General features: G+C 66.5%; 13 protein-coding genes. 6 read left to right on the plus strand and 7 right to left on the minus strand.

Features of this window, described 5'->3' with window-relative positions:
- The first annotated feature begins 32 nt into the window (after positions 1 to 32).
- Together QOL68_RS11445 and QOL68_RS11450 are read left to right on the plus strand one after the other, a co-directional pair.
- Positions 33 to 2,066: a 3-hydroxyacyl-CoA dehydrogenase NAD-binding domain-containing protein gene (locus tag QOL68_RS11445; RefSeq protein WP_282949373.1), complete on the plus strand. Its 2,034-nt coding sequence runs from the start codon at positions 33 to 35 to the stop codon at positions 2,064 to 2,066.
- Positions 2,067 to 2,216: 150 nt separating this feature from the next.
- Positions 2,217 to 2,444 (plus strand): hypothetical protein, encoded by a 228-nt coding sequence (locus tag QOL68_RS11450; protein ID WP_282949372.1) that lies wholly within the window; start codon positions 2,217 to 2,219, stop codon positions 2,442 to 2,444.
- A gap of 199 nt (positions 2,445 to 2,643) precedes the next feature.
- Here the strand turns inward: QOL68_RS11450 and mmsB are convergent, their stop codons facing one another.
- The 7 genes from mmsB to QOL68_RS11485 all read right to left on the minus strand — a co-directional run bounded on the left by mmsB (position 2,644) and on the right by QOL68_RS11485 (position 9,034).
- The gene (gene mmsB / locus QOL68_RS11455) at positions 2,644 to 3,519 is read right to left on the minus strand and encodes a 3-hydroxyisobutyrate dehydrogenase (RefSeq protein WP_502957389.1); all 876 of its coding nucleotides are present in this window, start codon (positions 3,517 to 3,519) and stop codon (positions 2,644 to 2,646) included.
- 152 nt (positions 3,520 to 3,671) lie between these two features.
- Entirely contained in the window at positions 3,672 to 4,454 is a 783-nt protein-coding gene (locus tag QOL68_RS11460; RefSeq protein ID WP_282949371.1) for an enoyl-CoA hydratase-related protein, read from the minus strand.
- Between the two features lie 95 nt (positions 4,455 to 4,549).
- The gene (locus QOL68_RS11465; RefSeq protein ID WP_282949370.1) at positions 4,550 to 5,596 is read right to left on the minus strand and encodes an enoyl-CoA hydratase/isomerase family protein; all 1,047 of its coding nucleotides are present in this window, start codon (positions 5,594 to 5,596) and stop codon (positions 4,550 to 4,552) included.
- Positions 5,593 to 6,738: an acyl-CoA dehydrogenase family protein gene (locus QOL68_RS11470; protein WP_204992168.1), complete on the minus strand. Its 1,146-nt coding sequence runs from the start codon at positions 6,736 to 6,738 to the stop codon at positions 5,593 to 5,595. The genes QOL68_RS11465 and QOL68_RS11470 overlap by 4 nt, the downstream gene beginning before the upstream one ends.
- Positions 6,735 to 7,136, minus strand: coding sequence for a RidA family protein (locus QOL68_RS11475; RefSeq protein ID WP_282949369.1), 402 nt, complete (start codon positions 7,134 to 7,136; stop codon positions 6,735 to 6,737). Before QOL68_RS11475 ends, QOL68_RS11470 begins: the two co-directional genes overlap by 4 nt.
- Complete coding sequence (locus tag QOL68_RS11480; protein ID WP_058456362.1) at positions 7,129 to 7,428, minus strand: I78 family peptidase inhibitor; 300 nt, start codon at positions 7,426 to 7,428, stop codon at positions 7,129 to 7,131. The genes QOL68_RS11475 and QOL68_RS11480 overlap by 8 nt, the downstream gene beginning before the upstream one ends.
- 100 nt (positions 7,429 to 7,528) lie before the next feature.
- A complete protein-coding gene (locus tag QOL68_RS11485) occupies positions 7,529 to 9,034 on the minus strand; it encodes a CoA-acylating methylmalonate-semialdehyde dehydrogenase (protein WP_282949368.1) in 1,506 nt (501 codons plus the stop codon).
- 97 nt (positions 9,035 to 9,131) lie between these two features.
- Between QOL68_RS11485 and QOL68_RS11490 the strand changes: the two genes are divergently transcribed.
- The 4 genes from QOL68_RS11490 (at position 9,132) to QOL68_RS11505 (ending at position 15,961) form a co-directional block, all read left to right on the plus strand.
- A complete protein-coding gene (locus QOL68_RS11490) occupies positions 9,132 to 10,019 on the plus strand; it encodes a LysR family transcriptional regulator (protein ID WP_282949367.1) in 888 nt (295 codons plus the stop codon).
- A 138-nt stretch (positions 10,020 to 10,157) separates the two neighbouring features.
- Entirely contained in the window at positions 10,158 to 11,363 is a 1,206-nt protein-coding gene (locus QOL68_RS11495; protein WP_282949366.1) for an efflux RND transporter periplasmic adaptor subunit, read from the plus strand.
- Between the two features lie 6 nt (positions 11,364 to 11,369).
- The gene (locus QOL68_RS11500) at positions 11,370 to 14,567 is read left to right on the plus strand and encodes an efflux RND transporter permease subunit (RefSeq protein WP_282949365.1); all 3,198 of its coding nucleotides are present in this window, start codon (positions 11,370 to 11,372) and stop codon (positions 14,565 to 14,567) included.
- Positions 14,564 to 15,961 carry an efflux transporter outer membrane subunit gene (locus QOL68_RS11505; RefSeq protein ID WP_282949364.1) on the plus strand — a complete coding sequence of 466 codons (1,398 nt, stop codon included), beginning with the start codon at positions 14,564 to 14,566 and terminating at the stop codon, positions 15,959 to 15,961. The genes QOL68_RS11500 and QOL68_RS11505 overlap by 4 nt, the downstream gene beginning before the upstream one ends.
- Positions 15,962 to 16,053 lie beyond the last annotated feature (92 nt).

The following is a 16,053-nucleotide window of genomic DNA, read 5'->3' on the forward strand; positions in this document are numbered from 1 at the left end:
GCGGACGGTCCCACATTCAAGAGGAGTCTCCCATGTCCGAAGAAACCCCCGTCAGCGTGACGCTGCAGAAGGACGGCGATGTCGCTGTCGTCATCGTCAACAATCCGCCCGTGAACGCGCTGTCGTGGCACGTCCGCCAAGGCCTCAAGGATAATTTCGAAGCCGCGCTCGCCGACGACGGCGTCAAGGCGATCGTGCTGCGCTGCGACGGCGGCACCTTCATCGCCGGCGCCGACATCAGCGAGTTCGGCAAGCCGCCGCGCGGCCCCGATTTCAACGCGGTACTCAACATGATCGAGGCCGCGACCAAGCCGGTCGTCGCCGCGATCCACGGGACGGCGCTTGGCGGCGGTCTCGAGACCGCGCTCGTCTGCCATTACCGCGTCGCCGTCCCTTCGGCGAAGCTCGGGGTGCCCGAAGTGAAGCTCGGCCTGCTGCCCGGCGCGGGCGGCACGCAGCGCCTGCCGCGCGTCGTCGGGGTCGAAGCCGCCGCCACGATGACCTCGCTCGGCGACCCGCTGCCCGCCGCCAAGGCGAAGGACCTCGGCCTCGTCGACGCCCTCGCGGCCGAGGACAGCCTGGCCGCCGACGCGATCGCTTTCGCACGCGCCAAGATCGCCGACGGCCCGCGCCCGACGCGCGAACGCCCGGTGTTCGGCGATGCCGCCGTCATCGAACAGCTCAAGGCCGCGAACGCCAAGCGCTGGCGCGGGTTCGAGGCGCCCTATGCGAACCTCGCCTGCGTCGAGGCCGCGACGCGCCTGCCGTTCGACGAAGGCCTCGCCTTCGAACGCCAGGAATTCATGAAGCTGATGATGGGCAGCCAGTCGGCGGCGCAGCGCCACCTGTTCTTCGCCGAACGCCAGGCCGCGAAGATCGACGGCCTGCCGAAGGACATCCAGCTCCGCGACGTCAAGAAGGTCGGCATCATCGGCGCCGGCACGATGGGCGGCGGCATCATGATGAACTTCCTCCAGAAAGGCGTCCCCTGCACGATCGTCGAGATGCAGCAGGACGCGCTCGACCGCGGGCTCGGCGTCATTCGCAAGAATTATGATGCCTCGGCCGCCAAGGGCCGCTTCAAGCCCGAACAGGTCGACCAGATGATGGGGCTCATCACCCCGTCGCTCGACCTGGAGGCTCTCGCCGACTGCGACCTGATCATCGAGGCGGTCTATGAGGATATGGGGGTCAAGAAGGAGATCTTCGGCAAGCTCGACAAGATCGCCAAGCCCGGCGCGATCCTCGCGTCGAACACCAGCTATCTCAATATCGACGAGATTGCCGCCTCGACCAGCCGCCCCGGCGACGTCGTCGGCATGCACTTCTTCTCGCCCGCGAATGTGATGAAGCTGCTCGAAGTCGTGCGCGGCGATAAGACCTCGGACGACGTGCTCGCGACCGCGATGGCGTGGGGCAAGAAGATCGGCAAGGTGTCGGTTGTCGCCGGCGTCTGCCACGGCTTCATCGGCAACCGCATGCTGGCACCGCGCCAGATCGAGGCGCAGAAACTGCTGCTCGAAGGCGCGACCCCGCAACAGGTCGACAAGGTTCACACCGATTTCGGCATGCCGATGGGTCCGTTCCAGATGAGCGACCTTGCGGGCGTCGACATCGGCTGGCACCGCGACCCAAACCGGATCGAAAGCATCCGCGACGCGCTCTGCTCCGAAGGCCGCTGGGGCCAGAAGAAGCAGGCGGGCTTCTACGACTATGACGAGAAGCGCACTCCGACGCCGAGCGCGCGCGTCGAGGAAATCATCGACGAGTTCCGCAAGAAGGCGGGAATCGAAAAGCGCGAGATCACCGATCAGGAGATCATCGAGCGCACCCTCTATCCGATGGTCAACGAAGGCGCGCTGATCCTGGAAGAAGGCAAGGCGCAGCGCGCGAGCGACATCGATGTCGTCTGGGTCTTCGGCTATGGCTGGCCCGTGTATCGCGGCGGCCCGATGTTCTGGGCGGGCATCGAGGGCACCGACAAGATCGCCGCGGCACTTGAGAAGCACGGCTTCACCGTCGCGCCGCTGCTCGCAGAGAAGGCGGCGGCGAAGGCGGGCTTCTGAGCCAGCGCGAAACGAAGAAAGGGCCGCCTGTCCCCGCTTGGGTCAGGCGGCCCTTCTTTTGTCAAAATCCCGGCGACCGGCCGCAAAAACAGTGGCGATTCGGGGTTAAGATCATGGCGGCATCGGCCGTTAGGGCAGAGCATGAATGCCATGTCCTTCGCCCTCGCCCTGCTCGTCGCAGCCGGCGCGCCGACGGCGGCGCAAGCACCGCCGCCGCAGGCAAGCGCCGTGGGCATCGCGCGTGCGCGCATATTGGAACCGGCCGAGGTGCGGCGGGTGAATGGCCGGATGGAAGTGCGCACCGGCGACCGCAAGGCGCCAACCCAAGTGCATCGCACAAAGAGGCCGGATGGCGGCGAGACAGCGGATTTTTATTGAAACGGCGCCGGAAAGCGCGATCGGCGCGTTTCGACCGGAAGTGGACGTGACTCCCAACCTATTCCGTTCGCATCGAGCGAAGTCGAGATGCCCCTCGGGCTAGGCGCAAGGCCGCCGGGTGTCTCGACTTCGCTCGACACGAACGGAAATAGAGAACGGCAGCTCCCCACCCCAAAGCCGCCACTGGCGGCGCTGCTGTTTATCCCTGCAAAGTCTGGATGATCGCTGAAAAATCGCGGCCATCCTTGTCGGCCTCGACGAACGCCTCGTACAGTTCGCGCGCCTTCGATCCCATTGGAACATCGGCGTCGACGCTCGCCGCCGCCTCCATAGCAAGACGCAGATCCTTGAGCATCAGCGCCGCGGCGAAGCCGCCCTTGTAGCCATTGTCGGCGGGCGTCGTCGGCCCGACGCCCGGAAGCGGCGCGTAGGACGTCAGCGACCAGCACTGCCCCGACGACACGCTGGCGATGTCGAAGAATTTCTGCGGATCGAGCCCGAGCTTCTGCGCGAGCGCGAGCGTTTCGCACGTCGCGATCATCGAGGCGCCGAGCAGCATGTTGTTGCAGATCTTCGCGCCCTGTCCGGCGCCCGCATCGCCGGCGTGGATCACCGCCTTGCCCATCTTCGCGAGGATTGGCTCGGCGCGCGCAAAGCCTTCGTCGGTGCCGCCGACCATGAAGGTAAGCGTGCCCGCATTGGCGGCAGCGATTCCGCCCGAAACCGGAGCGTCGACCGCGACAAGGCCCTTGGCTCTCGCAGCTTCAATATTGGCGCGCGCGGTCGCGACGTCGATCGTCGAGCAATCGAGGAGCAAGGTGCCCGGCGCGGCATTGGGGAAGACATCGGTTTCATAGACCGAGGCGACATGCTTGCCCGCGGGGAGCATCGTCACGACCGCTTCGGCGCCGGTGACGGCTTCGGCCGCCGAAGCAGCGCGCGTACATCCCGCCTCGACCGCGCGCGCCAGCGCCTCTTCGCTGAGGTCGAAGGCGCGAACCTCATGGCCCGCCTTGGCAAGGTTTGCGGCCATGCCGCCGCCCATGTTGCCGAGTCCGATGAATGCGATTTTCATAATTCTCTCCACAAACCTCAAAGGCTTGTGTGTCCCCGCGAAGGCGGGGATCCATCATCCGGCAGTTTGAAATTGCACCATCCGATGATGGGCCCCCGCCTTCGCGGGGGCACACAGCTTTTCACTCAAAAGTTGGACTATATTCGAGACGATCACCGACCCTTCCACACGCCTTCGCGCTTTTCGATGAACGCGGCCATGCCTTCGGCCTTGTCCTCGGTCGCGGCGAGGATCTGGAACAGGCGGCGTTCGTAGATCAGCCCCTGGTCGAGCGTCGTCTCGAACGCGGCGTTGACCATGTCCTTGTTCACCATCGCGGCCATCGGCGGCATCGACGCAATCAGGGTCGCGGTCTTCACGGCTTCGTCGACCAGCGTCTCATGCGGAACGACGCGCGCGACAAGGCCGGAGCGTTCGGCTTCGGCGGCGTCCATCATCCGGCCGGTGAGGCACATTTCCATCGCCTTCGCCTTGCCGATCGCGCGGGTCAGCCGCTGCGACCCGCCCATGCCCGGCGCGACGCCGAGCTTGATTTCGGGCTGGCCGAATTTCGCCTTGTCGCTGGCGATGATGAAGTCCGCCATCATCGCGAGCTCGCAGCCGCCGCCCAAGGCAAAGCCGTTCACGGCGGCGATCCACGGCTTGCGGACCTTCTTCACGAAGTCGCTCGTCCATTTCGAGAAGAAATCTTCCAAGTAGAAATCGGCGGCCGCCTTGTCGGCCATTTCCTTGATGTCGGCGCCGGCGGCAAAGGCCTTGTCGCCCGAACCGGTGAGGATGGCGCAGCGCTGGCCGGCGTCGGCCTCGAAGGCGGCGAAGGCGGCGATCAGATCGTCGAGCACGCCCGAATTCAGCGCGTTCAGCGCCTGCGGGCGGTTCAAGGTCACCAGCGTGACGGCGCCGCGCTGTTCGACGAGAAGGGTTTCGTAGGTCATTCAGATCGTCTCCAGATGGTCGTCATGCCGGACTTGATCCGGTATCCATTCCGACGGTGCGCCAATGACCCCGGATCGAGTCCGGGGTGACGAGGTTAAGTGAGCGGGGTCCATTTCTCGGATTCGGGCAACGGCGCGAAGATCGCGTCGATCCAGTCGTCGGTGACGGCTTCGGGCGTCGGCGGGTCCCATTTCGGGCTGTTGTCCTTGTCGACGATCAGCGCGCGGACGCCCTCGATGAAGTCGTGCATCTGGACGACGCGGGCGCCAATCGCATATTCCTGCGTCATCTCGGCCGCGAAGTCGTGCATCTCGCCGCCTTCCTTGAGCTGACGCAGCGCAACCTTGCAGGTCTGTGGCGACTTGCTGTGCAGCGCCGCCAGTTCCTTTTCCGCCCATTCGCCGCTATCGGCTTCGAGCGCGGCGAGGATATCCTCATAGGTGTCGCTGGCGAAGAGGCGGTTGATCTTGTCGATCTGGTGGGTGATCGCGGCGGGGGGCGCGGTGACCGACAGTTCGCCCAATATGCCGCCGATGCGGTCGGGGTGCTGCGCGATGCGCTCTTTCGCCTCGGCGAGCTTCTCCGAAGGCAGATAATGCGTCGCGAGGCCGAGCGCGAGGCAGTCCGCCCCGTCGAGCCGCGCGCCGGTGAGCGCGAGGAAGACGCCGACGCGCCCCTCGAGCCGCGGCAGATACCAGCCGCCGCCGACGTCGGGGAACAGGCCGATCCCGGTCTCGGGCATGGCGAAACGCGTATGCTCGGTCGCCACGCGATATTTCGCCGGCTGCGAAATGCCGACGCCGCCCCCCATGGTGATGCCGTCCATGAAGGCGACGACGGGCTTGGGGTAGGTGAAGAGCAGATGGTTGAGGCGATATTCGGTGTGGAAGAATAGCCGCGCCTCGATGCCGTCCTTCGCACCGCTTGTCGCAAGCATACGGATGTCGCCGCCGGCGCAGAAGCCGCGACCTTCGCTATGGTCGATGATCACAGCCTCGACGGCGTCGGAATCGCGCCACGCCAGCAACGCATCGATCATCGCCTGGCACATCGGCAGGTTGAGCGCGTGGATCGCCTTCGGGCGGTTGAGCGACAGACGGCCGACGCGGCCCTCGACGCTGATCAGTACATCCTCCGTCATTGGCGCAGCAGGTCCCTTCCGACGATCATCCGCATCACCTGGTTGGTGCCTTCGAGGATCGAATGAACGCGCAGGTCGCGCCAGAAGCGCTCGATCGGATAATCCTTCAAATAACCATAGCCGCCGAACAGCTGCAACGCGTCGTTGACGATCTTGCTGCCGCTATCGGTCGCGAGCCGCTTTGCCATCGCCGAAAAGCGCGACTTGTCGGGGGCGTTCGCGGTGACTTTTGCGGCCGCCATATAAAGCAAGGCGCGCGCGGCTTCGAGGTCGGTCGCCATGTCGGCGAGCATGAACTGGGTGTTCTGGAAATCGGCGATCGGTTGCCCGAACTGCTGGCGGTCCTTGGTGTAGGCGATCGCTTCGTCGAGGCAGCGCTGCGCGCCGCCCAAGGAGCAGGCACCGATGTTGAGGCGGCCGCCGTCGAGCCCCGCCATCGCGAAGCGGAAGCCGTCGCCCTCGGCGCCCACGAGATTTTGGGCCGGCACGCGGCAATCCTCGAAGATCACCTGCGCGGTGGGCGACGCGTTCCAGCCGAGCTTCTTCTCGGGCGCGCCGAAACTGAGGCCCGGCGTGTCCTTTTCGATGACGAGGCAGGAGATGCCCTTCGCCTTTTCCTCGCCGGTGCGGACCATGCAGACATAGATGTCGTTCACCCCGGCGCCCGAGATGAACTGCTTGGTGCCGTTGAGGATATAATGGTCGCCATCCTTCCTCGCGGTCGTCTTGAGCGCCGCGGCGTCGGAGCCCGACCCCGGTTCGGTCAGGCAATAGCTCGCGATCTTTTCCATGCTGACGAGATCGGGCAGGAAGCGCGCCTTGATTTGGGCGCCGCCGAAGCGGTCGATCATCCACGCCGCCATATTGTGGATCGAGATATAGGCCGACGTCGCGGGGCAGCCATAGGCCATCGCCTCCATGATCAGCGCCGCCTCGAGCCGGCCGAGCCCGATGCCGCCCGATTCTTCGGACACGTAGATCGCGCCGAAGCCGAGTTCGCCCGCGGCCTTCCACACGTCGACAGGATAGTGGCTTTTCTCGTCCCACTCGGCCGCGAAGGGCGTGATGCGGTCGGCAGTAAATTTGCGCGCCATATCCTGGATAGCGAGCTGGTCGTCGGTAAGCTGGAACTGGTCGGTCATGTCTCTGTCTCTAAAATGGCCTCGGCTTCGATTTCGACCTTCCACTCGGGGCGGATCAGCGCGGGGATGACAAGCATCGTCGACGCGGGGCGAATGTCGCCGAACATCGCGCCATGCGCGCGGCCGACGAGATCGGCGTCGGCGGGATCGGTAATGTACATGCGGGTGCGCACGACGTCGGCAGGCGAGGCGCCGAGCGCTTCGAGTGCCTCGCGAATGATCGTCAGGCAGCGCGCCGCTTGCGCGCCCGCGTCGCCCGGCGTCGAGGCGCCATCGGGCTCGATCGGCGCGCAGCCCGCGACGTCGATGCGGTTCCCCACCCGAACCGCGCGGCTGTAGCCATAGACGGGTTCGAAGGGCGAGGCAGAGCTGTGGTTGCGACGCGCCGGATCAGCCACAGGTGATGCGCTCGATCTTGTAGGCGTCGTCGTACATGATGTTCACGCGGTCCTGGCGGTAATCCATCGTCATCGCCGAGCGCGGCGGGCCCCAGCGCAGCGTGCGGGCACCGGTTGCCTTGAGTACCGCAGCGCCGACCTCGGGCGTTGCAGTCTGGCCGACGAAGGAAGTGCCGCCGTCGGCATTGCATGTCATCGGGTCAGGCGCGGGCGCCGGTTCGGTTCCACCACCCATCGTGGCGCAGGCGGCAAGCGGCAGCATGGCGGCGGCGGCGGCAAAGCGAATATCCATGTCTGTTCTCCCCTGATGGCGCCGCCCCGATGGCGGCAGCGCGACCATAGCCCGGCCGCCCTCCCGCGTCGATGACGGGAAGGCGCCGAACCGGCCCGGCTCACCCCATCGTCGGGATGACGAAGGCGTTGCCGCCGTCAGGCGAGCCGTCGGGCCAGCGCGCGGTGACGGTCTTGACCTTGGTCCAGAACTTCACGCCTTCCATGCCGTGCTGGTTGGTGTCGCCGAACGCCGACCGCTTCCAGCCGCCGAACGTATGGTACGCGACCGGCACCGGGATCGGCACGTTGATGCCGACCATGCCGACGTTGACGCGCGCCGCGAATTCGCGCGCCGCGTGGCCGTTGCGGGTGAAGATCGCGACGCCGTTGCCATATTGGTGCTTCGACGGCAGTTCGAGCGCGGTCTCGAAATCGGGGGCGCGGACGATCTGGAGCACCGGGCCGAAGATTTCTTCCTTGTAGCTTTCCATGTCGGTCGTGACATGGTCGAACAGGGTCGGGCCGACGAAGAAGCCCTTTTCATGCCCCTGCAGCGTGAAGCCGCGGCCGTCGACGACGAGCTCGGCGCCCTCGTCGGCGCATTTCGCGATCCAGCCCTCGACCTTTTCCTTGTGCGCCTGCGTCACGACGGGACCGTAATGCGCCTCGGCATCGGTCGACACGCCGACTCGCAGCGCCTCGATCGCAGGAACCAGCTTTTCGCGCAGGCGGTTTGCGGTGTCCTCGCCGACGGGAACGACGACCGGCAGCGCCATGCAGCGCTCGCCCGCCGAGCCGAAGGCCGCGCCGGTCAGATCGTTCACGACCTGGTCGAGATCGGCATCGGGCATCACGATGCCGTGGTTCTTTGCGCCGCCCATCGCCTGCACGCGCTTGCCGTTCGCGACGCCGCGATTGTAGACATAGTGCGCGATATCCGACGAACCGACGAAGCTGACCGCGCCGATGTCGGGATGATCGAGGATCGCGTCGACCATTTCCTTGTCGCCATGGACGGTCTGGAAAATGCCTTCGGGCATACCCGCTTCGAGAAAGAGTTCCGACAGGCGCACGGGGACCGAGGGGTCGCGCTCGCTGGGCTTCAGAATGAAGGCATTGCCGACCGCGGTCGCGACGCCGCCCATCCACAGCGGAATCATCGCGGGGAAGTTGAACGGGGTGATACCCGCGCCGATGCCGATCGGCTGGCGCATCGAATAGACGTCGATGCCCGGCCCGGCGCCCTGCGTATATTCGCCCTTCAGCACATGCGGGATGCCGCAGCAGAATTCGATGACTTCGAGACCGCGCTGGATATCGCCCTTCGAGTCCGCGATCACCTTGCCATGCTCGGCCGAGAGCATCTCGGCGAGCTCGTTCATATTGGCTTCGACGAGGCGCTTGAATTCGAACATCACGCGTGCGCGGCGCTGCGGGTTGGTCGCGGCCCAGGCGGGCTGCGCGGCCTTGGCAGCGGCCACCGCGCGATCGAGGATGGCGCGGTCGCCGAGCGCGACCTGCGCCTGCACGCCGCCGTTGTTCGGGTCGAGGACATCGCCGAAGCGCCCGGAACCTCTTGCGCCGCCGCCGGCGCCGCCGACGATGTGGTGGTCGATCTGTCGCATATCCGAGTCTCCCGTATGACGTTGCCGCTGCCACAGACCAGTTGCGCCGCGATTGCAAGGGATAGACTTGCAGGCATATCCTGCATATTTGCAGCTCATGGACTGGGATAAGCTGCAATATTTCCTGTTCGTCGCGCGCCACGGCACGCTCGCGCGTGCCGGCGCGGCGCTGCATGTCGATGCGACGACCGTCAGCCGACAGGTCAGCGCGCTCGAAGCCGCGCTGCAGCAGACTTTGTTCGAACGCGCGCCGACGGGGTTCGTTCTGACCGCGGCGGGCCGGGCGCTCGTTCCGCACGCCGAAGCGATGGCGGCGGCGGCGGCGCGCATCCATTCGGCGCAGCCGGGCGGGTCGGCGCTGTCGGGGCAACTCCGCGTCAGCGTCTCCGAAGGGTTCGGCAACAGCTTCATCGCCCCGCGCCTGGGCAGTTTCGTCGCCGCGCATCCCGAGCTCGAGATCGACCTAGTCGCTTCGTCGGGCTTCCTCAACCCGTCGCGGCGCGAGGCCGATATGGCGGTGCTGCTTGCGCGGCCGCGCAAGGGCCCGCTGATCACGCGCAAGCTGTCCGACTACAGCCTCGGCCTCTACGCCCCCGCCGATCGCCCCGACTGGCAAGATGCGGTCGCCGCGGCACCGCTGTCGCGCGCGGGCATCCCGGTGATCGGCTATATCCCCGACATCCTCTATGCCCCCGAACTCGACTATCTGGGCGAGATCGAGCCGGGTCTCCGCGCGAACGTCCGCTCCTCGTCAATCCTCGCGCAGCGGCGAATGATCGCCGGCGGCGCAGGGGTCGGCGTGTTGCCCTGCTTCCTCGCGGGGGACGATCCCGCGCTGGTCCGCGTGCGCCCCGATCAGACGATCGCGCGCGCTTTCTGGCTTGCGCTCCACCGCGACGTCGCACCGCAGCCACGCATCCGCGCCTTTATCGACTGGCTCGACGTCGAGGTGCGCGAGAGCCGGACGCTTCTCGTCCCCGCCTGATTGCCCGCGCGTCCAAATTGTCGCACTTTGTCGCAAGTGCCTGAAAGCGCTTGCATGGTGTAATGCGATGGGCTGAATAGCCCGAATCCGATGCTTTGCTCCCCCGCCGGCCGGCCTAACCCGAGACGGACTTTTCGAATGACGATGACGAAGCCGCCGCTCCTGATCGGAGCCTTGTGCGCCCTGACGCTTTCGCTCGGCGCCTGTTCGGGCAAGGAAGACGAAGGGCGCGGCAATCGCGCCGCGCAGGTCGGCTATGTCGTCGTCCGGCAGGAGGCCGTGCCGCTGACCACGTCGCTCGGCGGCCGCACCGTCGCCTTCGAGACGAGCGAGGTCCGGCCGCAGGTGAACGGCATCATCCGCCGCCGCCTGTTCACCGAGGGCGGCTTCGTGCGCGCCGGCCAGCCGCTCTACCAGATCGACGCCAGCCTCTACCGCGCCGCGGTCGATCAGGCGGAGGCAAACCTCGCCAGCGCGCGCGCCAGTGCGCAGGCGGCCGACGAGAAAGCGAAGCGTTTCGAACCGCTCGCAAAGATTCAAGCGGTCGCACAGCAGGATTACAGCGACGCGCTCGCGCAGGCACGTAGCGCGCGCGCCGCGGTCGCGCAAAATGCCGCCGCGCTCGAAACCGCGCGGATCAACCTGCGCTACACGACGCTGTCGGCGCCGATCAGCGGGCGTATCGGACGCAGCCTGGTGACACCGGGCGGGCTCGCGAGCGCAAACCAGGCAACCCCGCTGGCGGTGATCCAGCAGACCGACCCGATCTATGTCGACATGCAGCAATCGAGCGCCGACCTCACGCGCCTCCGCCAGGCGCTGGCGAGCGGCGGGGTGACCCCCGGCAGCACCTCGGTACGGCTGAAGCTCGAGGACGGCAGCGATTATGGCTTCGCCGGCACGGTGCAATTCTCCGAAGTCACCGTCAACGAAGGCACCGGCACCGTGACCCTGCGCGCGCGCTTCCCCAATCCGCAGGGGCTGCTGCTGCCCGGCATGTTCGTGACCGCGCTGTTCGATCAGGCGATCAATCCGACCGCTATTCTGGTCCCGCAAGCCGCGGTGCAGCGCGACTTTGACGGATCGGCCTTCGTCTATCTGGTCGGCAAGGACAATAAGGCGGCGCGGCGCAAGATCGTCGCCGAGCGCACCGTCGGCCCGAACTGGGTCGTCACCGACGGGCTGAAGCCCGGCGACAAGGTCATCACGCAGGGGGTCGGCAACCTCAAGGCAGGGGCGCCGGTCAAGCCGGTTCCGGCGAGCAGTCCGCAGCGGTTGGGGGCACCCTCTGGCAAAGGCGCGGACGGGGGCGCGGACAAGGCCGCTGCGGCGAAAGGAAACTAGGCCCCCATGTCACGTCTTTTCATCGACCGGCCGATCTTCGCCTGGGTGCTGGCGATTATCGTCATGCTCGGCGGTCTCGGCGCGCTGCGCGCGCTGCCGATCGAGCAATATCCCGACATCGCCCCCGCGCAGGTCAACATCCGCGCGACCTATCCGGGCGCCTCGGCCGAAGCGATCGAGAACAGCGTCACGCAGGTGCTCGAACAGCAGCTGACCGGAATCGACGGCCTGCTCTATTTCAGCTCGCAGTCGAGCTCGCGCGGGCAGGCGACCATCACCGCAATCTTCGCCAAAGGGACCGATCCCGACATCGCGCAGGTGCAGGTGCAGAACAAGATCGCCTCGGCGATCTCGCGCCTGCCGGCGCAGGTGCAGAGCCAGGGCATCCGCGTCACCAAGGCCAATTCGGACACGCTGCTGCTCGTCGGCGTCTATGACACCACCGACAGTCGCTCGTTCCAGGACGTATCGGACTTCCTGTCGTCGAACATCCAGGATCCGCTGTCGCGCGTCGAGGGGGTCGGCGACGTCAACGTCTTCGGCTCGCCGCACGCGATGCGCATCTGGCTCAACCCGCAGCGGCTCGCCGCGGTGTCGCTGATGCCCGGCGATGTCGTCACCGCGATTACCGCCCAAAATGCCGAGGTCGCGGCGGGTGAGGTCGGCGGCACGCCGGCGCCGCAAGGCCAGATGCTCAACGCGACGGTGACCGCTCAATCGCGGCTCCAGACCGCCGAGCAATTCGAGAATATCGTGCTGAAGACGCTGCCCGACGGATCGAGCGTGCGGATCAAGGATATCGCGCGCGTCGAGATCGGCGCCGAAAGCTATGCGACGATCGTCCGCATCAACGGCCATCCGGGCGCGGGCATGTCGATCTCGCTCTCGCCGGGTTCGGACGCGCTCGAAACCGCCGACCGGGTCAAGGCGCGGATGCAGGAGCTCTCGGCCGACTTCCCCGACGGGCTCACCTACAGCTACGCCAACGACGCGACCGCCTTCATCAAGCTGTCGGTGAGCGAGGTGCAAAAGTCGCTGTTCGAGGCGATCCTGCTCGTCATCGTCGTGATGTTCGTCTTCCTGCAAAGCTGGCGCGCCGTGCTGATCCCCGCAATCGCGGTGCCCGTCGTGCTGCTCGGTACCTTCGGCGTCTTTTACATATTGGGCTTCAGCATCAACACGATGACCTTGTTCGGGTTGACCCTCGCGATCGGTCTGCTCGTCGACGACGCGATCGTCGTCGTCGAGAATGTCGAGCGGTTGATGGAAGAAAATCCCGGCATGTCGGCGCGCGAGGCGACGATCCAGTCGATGAAGGAGCTGCAGGTCGCGCTGATCGCGATCGCGCTCGTGCTGTCGGCGGTGTTCCTGCCGATGGCCTTCTTCGGCGGATCGACCGGGGTCATCTATCGCCAATTCTCGGTCACGATCGTCTCGGCGATGGCGCTGTCGGTGCTCGTCGCGCTGATCCTGAGCCCGGCGCTGACCTCGACCTTGCTCAAACCCCCGCAGCATGGCGACGTGCCCGAAAAGCCGCACCGTTTCCCGCGCGCCCACGCCGCGATGAAGCGCGCGCAGGACGGCTTCAACAACTGGTTCGACCGCTCGGTGAATGCCTATGTCGGCAGCGTGACCAAGGTCGTCGACCGCAAATGGCTGTTCCTCGGCATCTATGCGCTGATCCTCGCCCTGCTCGCGGTGATGTTCCTGCGGCTACCGAGCGGCTTCCTGCCCAACGAGGATCAGGGCCGCGTCCAGATCCAGTTCCGCCTGCCCGCCGGCGCGACGCAGGAGCGCACCTTGCAGGTGCGCGACCAGATCGAGAAATATCTGCTGACGCGGGAAAAGGCGAATGTCGGCGCGCTCTTCCTTGTCGCGGGCGGTGGCGGGGGCGGCGGCGCCGTCGGCCAGAACACCGGTCAGGGCTTCATCAACCTGGTCGACTGGGACAGCCGGCCAGGCAAGGAAAATACCGCCGACGCGATCGCCGAGCGCACGCGCAAGGCTTTGTCGGGAATTCGCGACGCGCAGGTATTCGCGCTCGTCCCGGGCGCGGTGCGCGGGCTGGGCGATGCGTCGGGCTTTACGATGGAGTTCCAGAACCGCAGCGGGATGAGCCGCGACGAATTCGTCGCCGCGCGGGAGAGATTGCTCGCCGCCGCCAACGCCAATCCGAAGCTCACCTCGGTGCGCCTCTCCGACCTTCCCGACGTCGCGACGCTCAAGATCGACATCGATTCGCAGCGGCTCACCGCTTACGGCCTCACCAACAGCGACGTGAACAACACGCTCGCGACCGCGTGGGGCGGCCGCTACGTCAACGACTTCATCGACAAGGGCCGCGTCAAGCGCGTCTATGTCCAGGGCGACGCGCAATATCGCGCCAAGCCCGAGGATCTCGGCCAATGGTATGTCCGCTCGTCGAACGGCGAGATGTCACCCTTCTCGGCCTTCGCCGACCTCGGCTGGTCGACGACGCCCAGCAGCACCTCGCGCTTTCAGGGTGTCCCCGCCTTCGAAATCTCGGGCCAGCCCGCCCCCGGCACCAGTTCGGGCGAAGCGATGGACGAGATGGAGCGAATGGCGAACGAAATTCCCGGCACCAGCGTCGCCTGGTCGGGCTCCTCCTATCAGGAGCGGCTATCGTCGGGGCAGGCGCCCTTGCTCTATGCGCTGTCGCTGCTCGTCGTCTTCCTCTGTCTCGCCGCGCTTTACGAAAGCTGGTCGATCCCGCTCGCGGTGCTGCTCGTCATTCCGCTCGGCCTCGTCGGCTCGGTGTTCGCGGTGACGCTGCGCGGGCTCGAGAATGACGTTTATCTGCAGATCGGCCTGCTCACCACGATGGGGCTCGCGGCGAAGAATGCGATCCTGATGATCGAATTCGCCGAGCAGGAAGAGAAAAAGGGCAAGCGCGTGATCGAGGCGGCAGTGGAGGCGGCGCGCATTCGTCTGCGTCCGATCCTGATGACGAGTTTCGCGTTCATCTTCGGTGTGCTGCCGCTCGCGATCGCGACCGGCGGCGGCGCGAACAGCCGCGTCGCGATCGGCACCGCGGTGATCGGCGGGATGCTGACCGCCGCGCTGCTTGCGATCTTCTTCATCCCGCTCTTCTTCGTCCTCGTCCGTCGCGGCGTTCGCGACGGGCTCGCGGCGCTGCGCCAACGGTTCGGCAAGAAGGACGGCGGCGCGGAGGTGGCGGCATGAATCGCGCCTCCCTCCTGATCGCGGCCCCGTTGCTCCTGGCCGGCTGCTCGCTCGCGCCGAAGGCGGTGCTGCCCGCGCCGCCGGTGCCGCAGAGCTGGCCCGCGGGCGACGCCTATCTGCTCCAGAGCGAGGCGGCGCTGCCGGTCTTGTCGTACAAGACGGTGTTCACCGACGCGCGGCTGCAGCGCCTCGTCGAACAGGCGCTGGTCAACAACCGCGACCTCCGCGTCGCCTATGCCAATCTCGCCGCCGCGCGGGCGCAGGCGCGCGTCAGCCGCGCCGGGCAGTTCCCCGAACTCGGCGTCAGCGCGGGCGCGGGCTATTCGGACAATGGAGGCACGGGCAGCGGGAGCGGCGATTTCTCGCTGCGCGGCGGGATTACCGCCTTCGAACTCGACCTGTTCGGCCGCCTCGCCAACGCCGCCGAATCCGACCGCAACAGCGCGCTCGCAACCGAGGCGGCATCGCGCACCGTGCGCCTCGCGTTGATTGCGGACCTTGCGAGCGCCTGGGCCACCTATGGCGCCGACCGCGACCTCCTCAAGATCGCCGAGGATACCGCCGCCAACGCGCGCGAAAGCGTCCGTCTGACCAGGGCGCGGCTAGACGGCGGGGTCGCGCCGCGCACCGACCTCAGCCAGGCCGAACAGATCCTCGCCACCGCCGAGGATTCGATCGCACAGCAGAAAACCCTGCTCGCGCAGGACGAGAATCTGATCCGCCTGCTCGTCGGCGCCGAGTTCGACCGTGCGCAGCTCCCCGCTGGCCTCGCCGAAGTGACGCCGGGGATCGTCCAGCTTCCCGCCGGGGTCAGCTCGGAAATCCTGCTTCGCCGTCCCGATGTGATCGAGGCCGAATATCGCCTGCGCGCCGCCAATGCCGATATCGGCATCGCGCGTGCGCGGCTGTTCCCGACGATCTCGCTCACCGGACTGCTCGGCTTCGCGAGCGACGCGCTCGGAAGCCTCTTCGACAGCGGATCGTTCAACTGGTCGGTCGGCGGCGACGCCAGCGCGACGATCTTCGACTTCGGCGGCCGCCGCGCCGGGGTCGATGTGACCAAGGCGCAGCGCGACGCCGCGCTCGCGAGCTACGAGGGCGCGATCCAGACCGCGTTCCGCGAGGTCGCCGATGCGCTCGCGGTGCAGGGGACGATGTCGGAACGCGTCCGCGCCGCCGCTGCCAATACCGGAGCCGCCGCCGATACCGCGATGCTCACCGACGCCCGGTACAAGGGCGGCGTCGACAGCTTCCTTTCCAGCTTGGATGCCCAGCGCAGCCTCTATGCGGCACGGCGAAGCGAGATCGGGACGCAGTTGCTGCTCGTGAGCACGCGCATCGCGCTGTTCCGCGCGCTGGGTGGGGATAGCAACGCGGGCGTTACGGCGCCCTAATAGCCTTTCGTCACCCCGGACTTGATCCGGGGCCCATGCTTCGTCGGAGGAATGGATGCCGGATCAAGTCCGGCATGACGAAATGAACAAGG

The sequence above is a fragment of the Sphingopyxis sp. Geo25 genome (genome assembly GCF_949769135.1).
In the GTDB taxonomy this organism is placed as follows: Bacteria; Pseudomonadota; Alphaproteobacteria; order Sphingomonadales; family Sphingomonadaceae; genus Sphingopyxis.

Bases quoted from the DNA above. Each gene is read 5' to 3' on its own strand.
- QOL68_RS11445 (WP_282949373.1), top strand. From the start codon at position 33: ATGTCCGAAGAAACCCCCGTCAGCGTGACGCTGCAGAAGGACGGCGAT.
- QOL68_RS11450 (WP_282949372.1), top strand. From the start codon at position 2,217: ATGTCCTTCGCCCTCGCCCTGCTCGTCGCAGCCGGCGCGCCGACGGCG.
- mmsB (WP_502957389.1), bottom strand. From the start codon at position 3,519: ATGAAAATCGCATTCATCGGACTCGGCAACATGGGCGGCGGCATGGCC.
- QOL68_RS11460 (WP_282949371.1), bottom strand. From the start codon at position 4,454: ATGACCTACGAAACCCTTCTCGTCGAACAGCGCGGCGCCGTCACGCTG.
- QOL68_RS11465 (WP_282949370.1), bottom strand. From the start codon at position 5,596: ATGACGGAGGATGTACTGATCAGCGTCGAGGGCCGCGTCGGCCGTCTG.
- QOL68_RS11470 (WP_204992168.1), bottom strand. From the start codon at position 6,738: ATGACCGACCAGTTCCAGCTTACCGACGACCAGCTCGCTATCCAGGAT.
- QOL68_RS11480 (WP_058456362.1), bottom strand. From the start codon at position 7,428: ATGGATATTCGCTTTGCCGCCGCCGCCGCCATGCTGCCGCTTGCCGCC.
- QOL68_RS11485 (WP_282949368.1), bottom strand. From the start codon at position 9,034: ATGCGACAGATCGACCACCACATCGTCGGCGGCGCCGGCGGCGGCGCA.
- QOL68_RS11490 (WP_282949367.1), top strand. From the start codon at position 9,132: ATGGACTGGGATAAGCTGCAATATTTCCTGTTCGTCGCGCGCCACGGC.
- QOL68_RS11495 (WP_282949366.1), top strand. From the start codon at position 10,158: ATGACGATGACGAAGCCGCCGCTCCTGATCGGAGCCTTGTGCGCCCTG.
- QOL68_RS11500 (WP_282949365.1), top strand. From the start codon at position 11,370: ATGTCACGTCTTTTCATCGACCGGCCGATCTTCGCCTGGGTGCTGGCG.
- QOL68_RS11505 (WP_282949364.1), top strand. From the start codon at position 14,564: ATGAATCGCGCCTCCCTCCTGATCGCGGCCCCGTTGCTCCTGGCCGGC.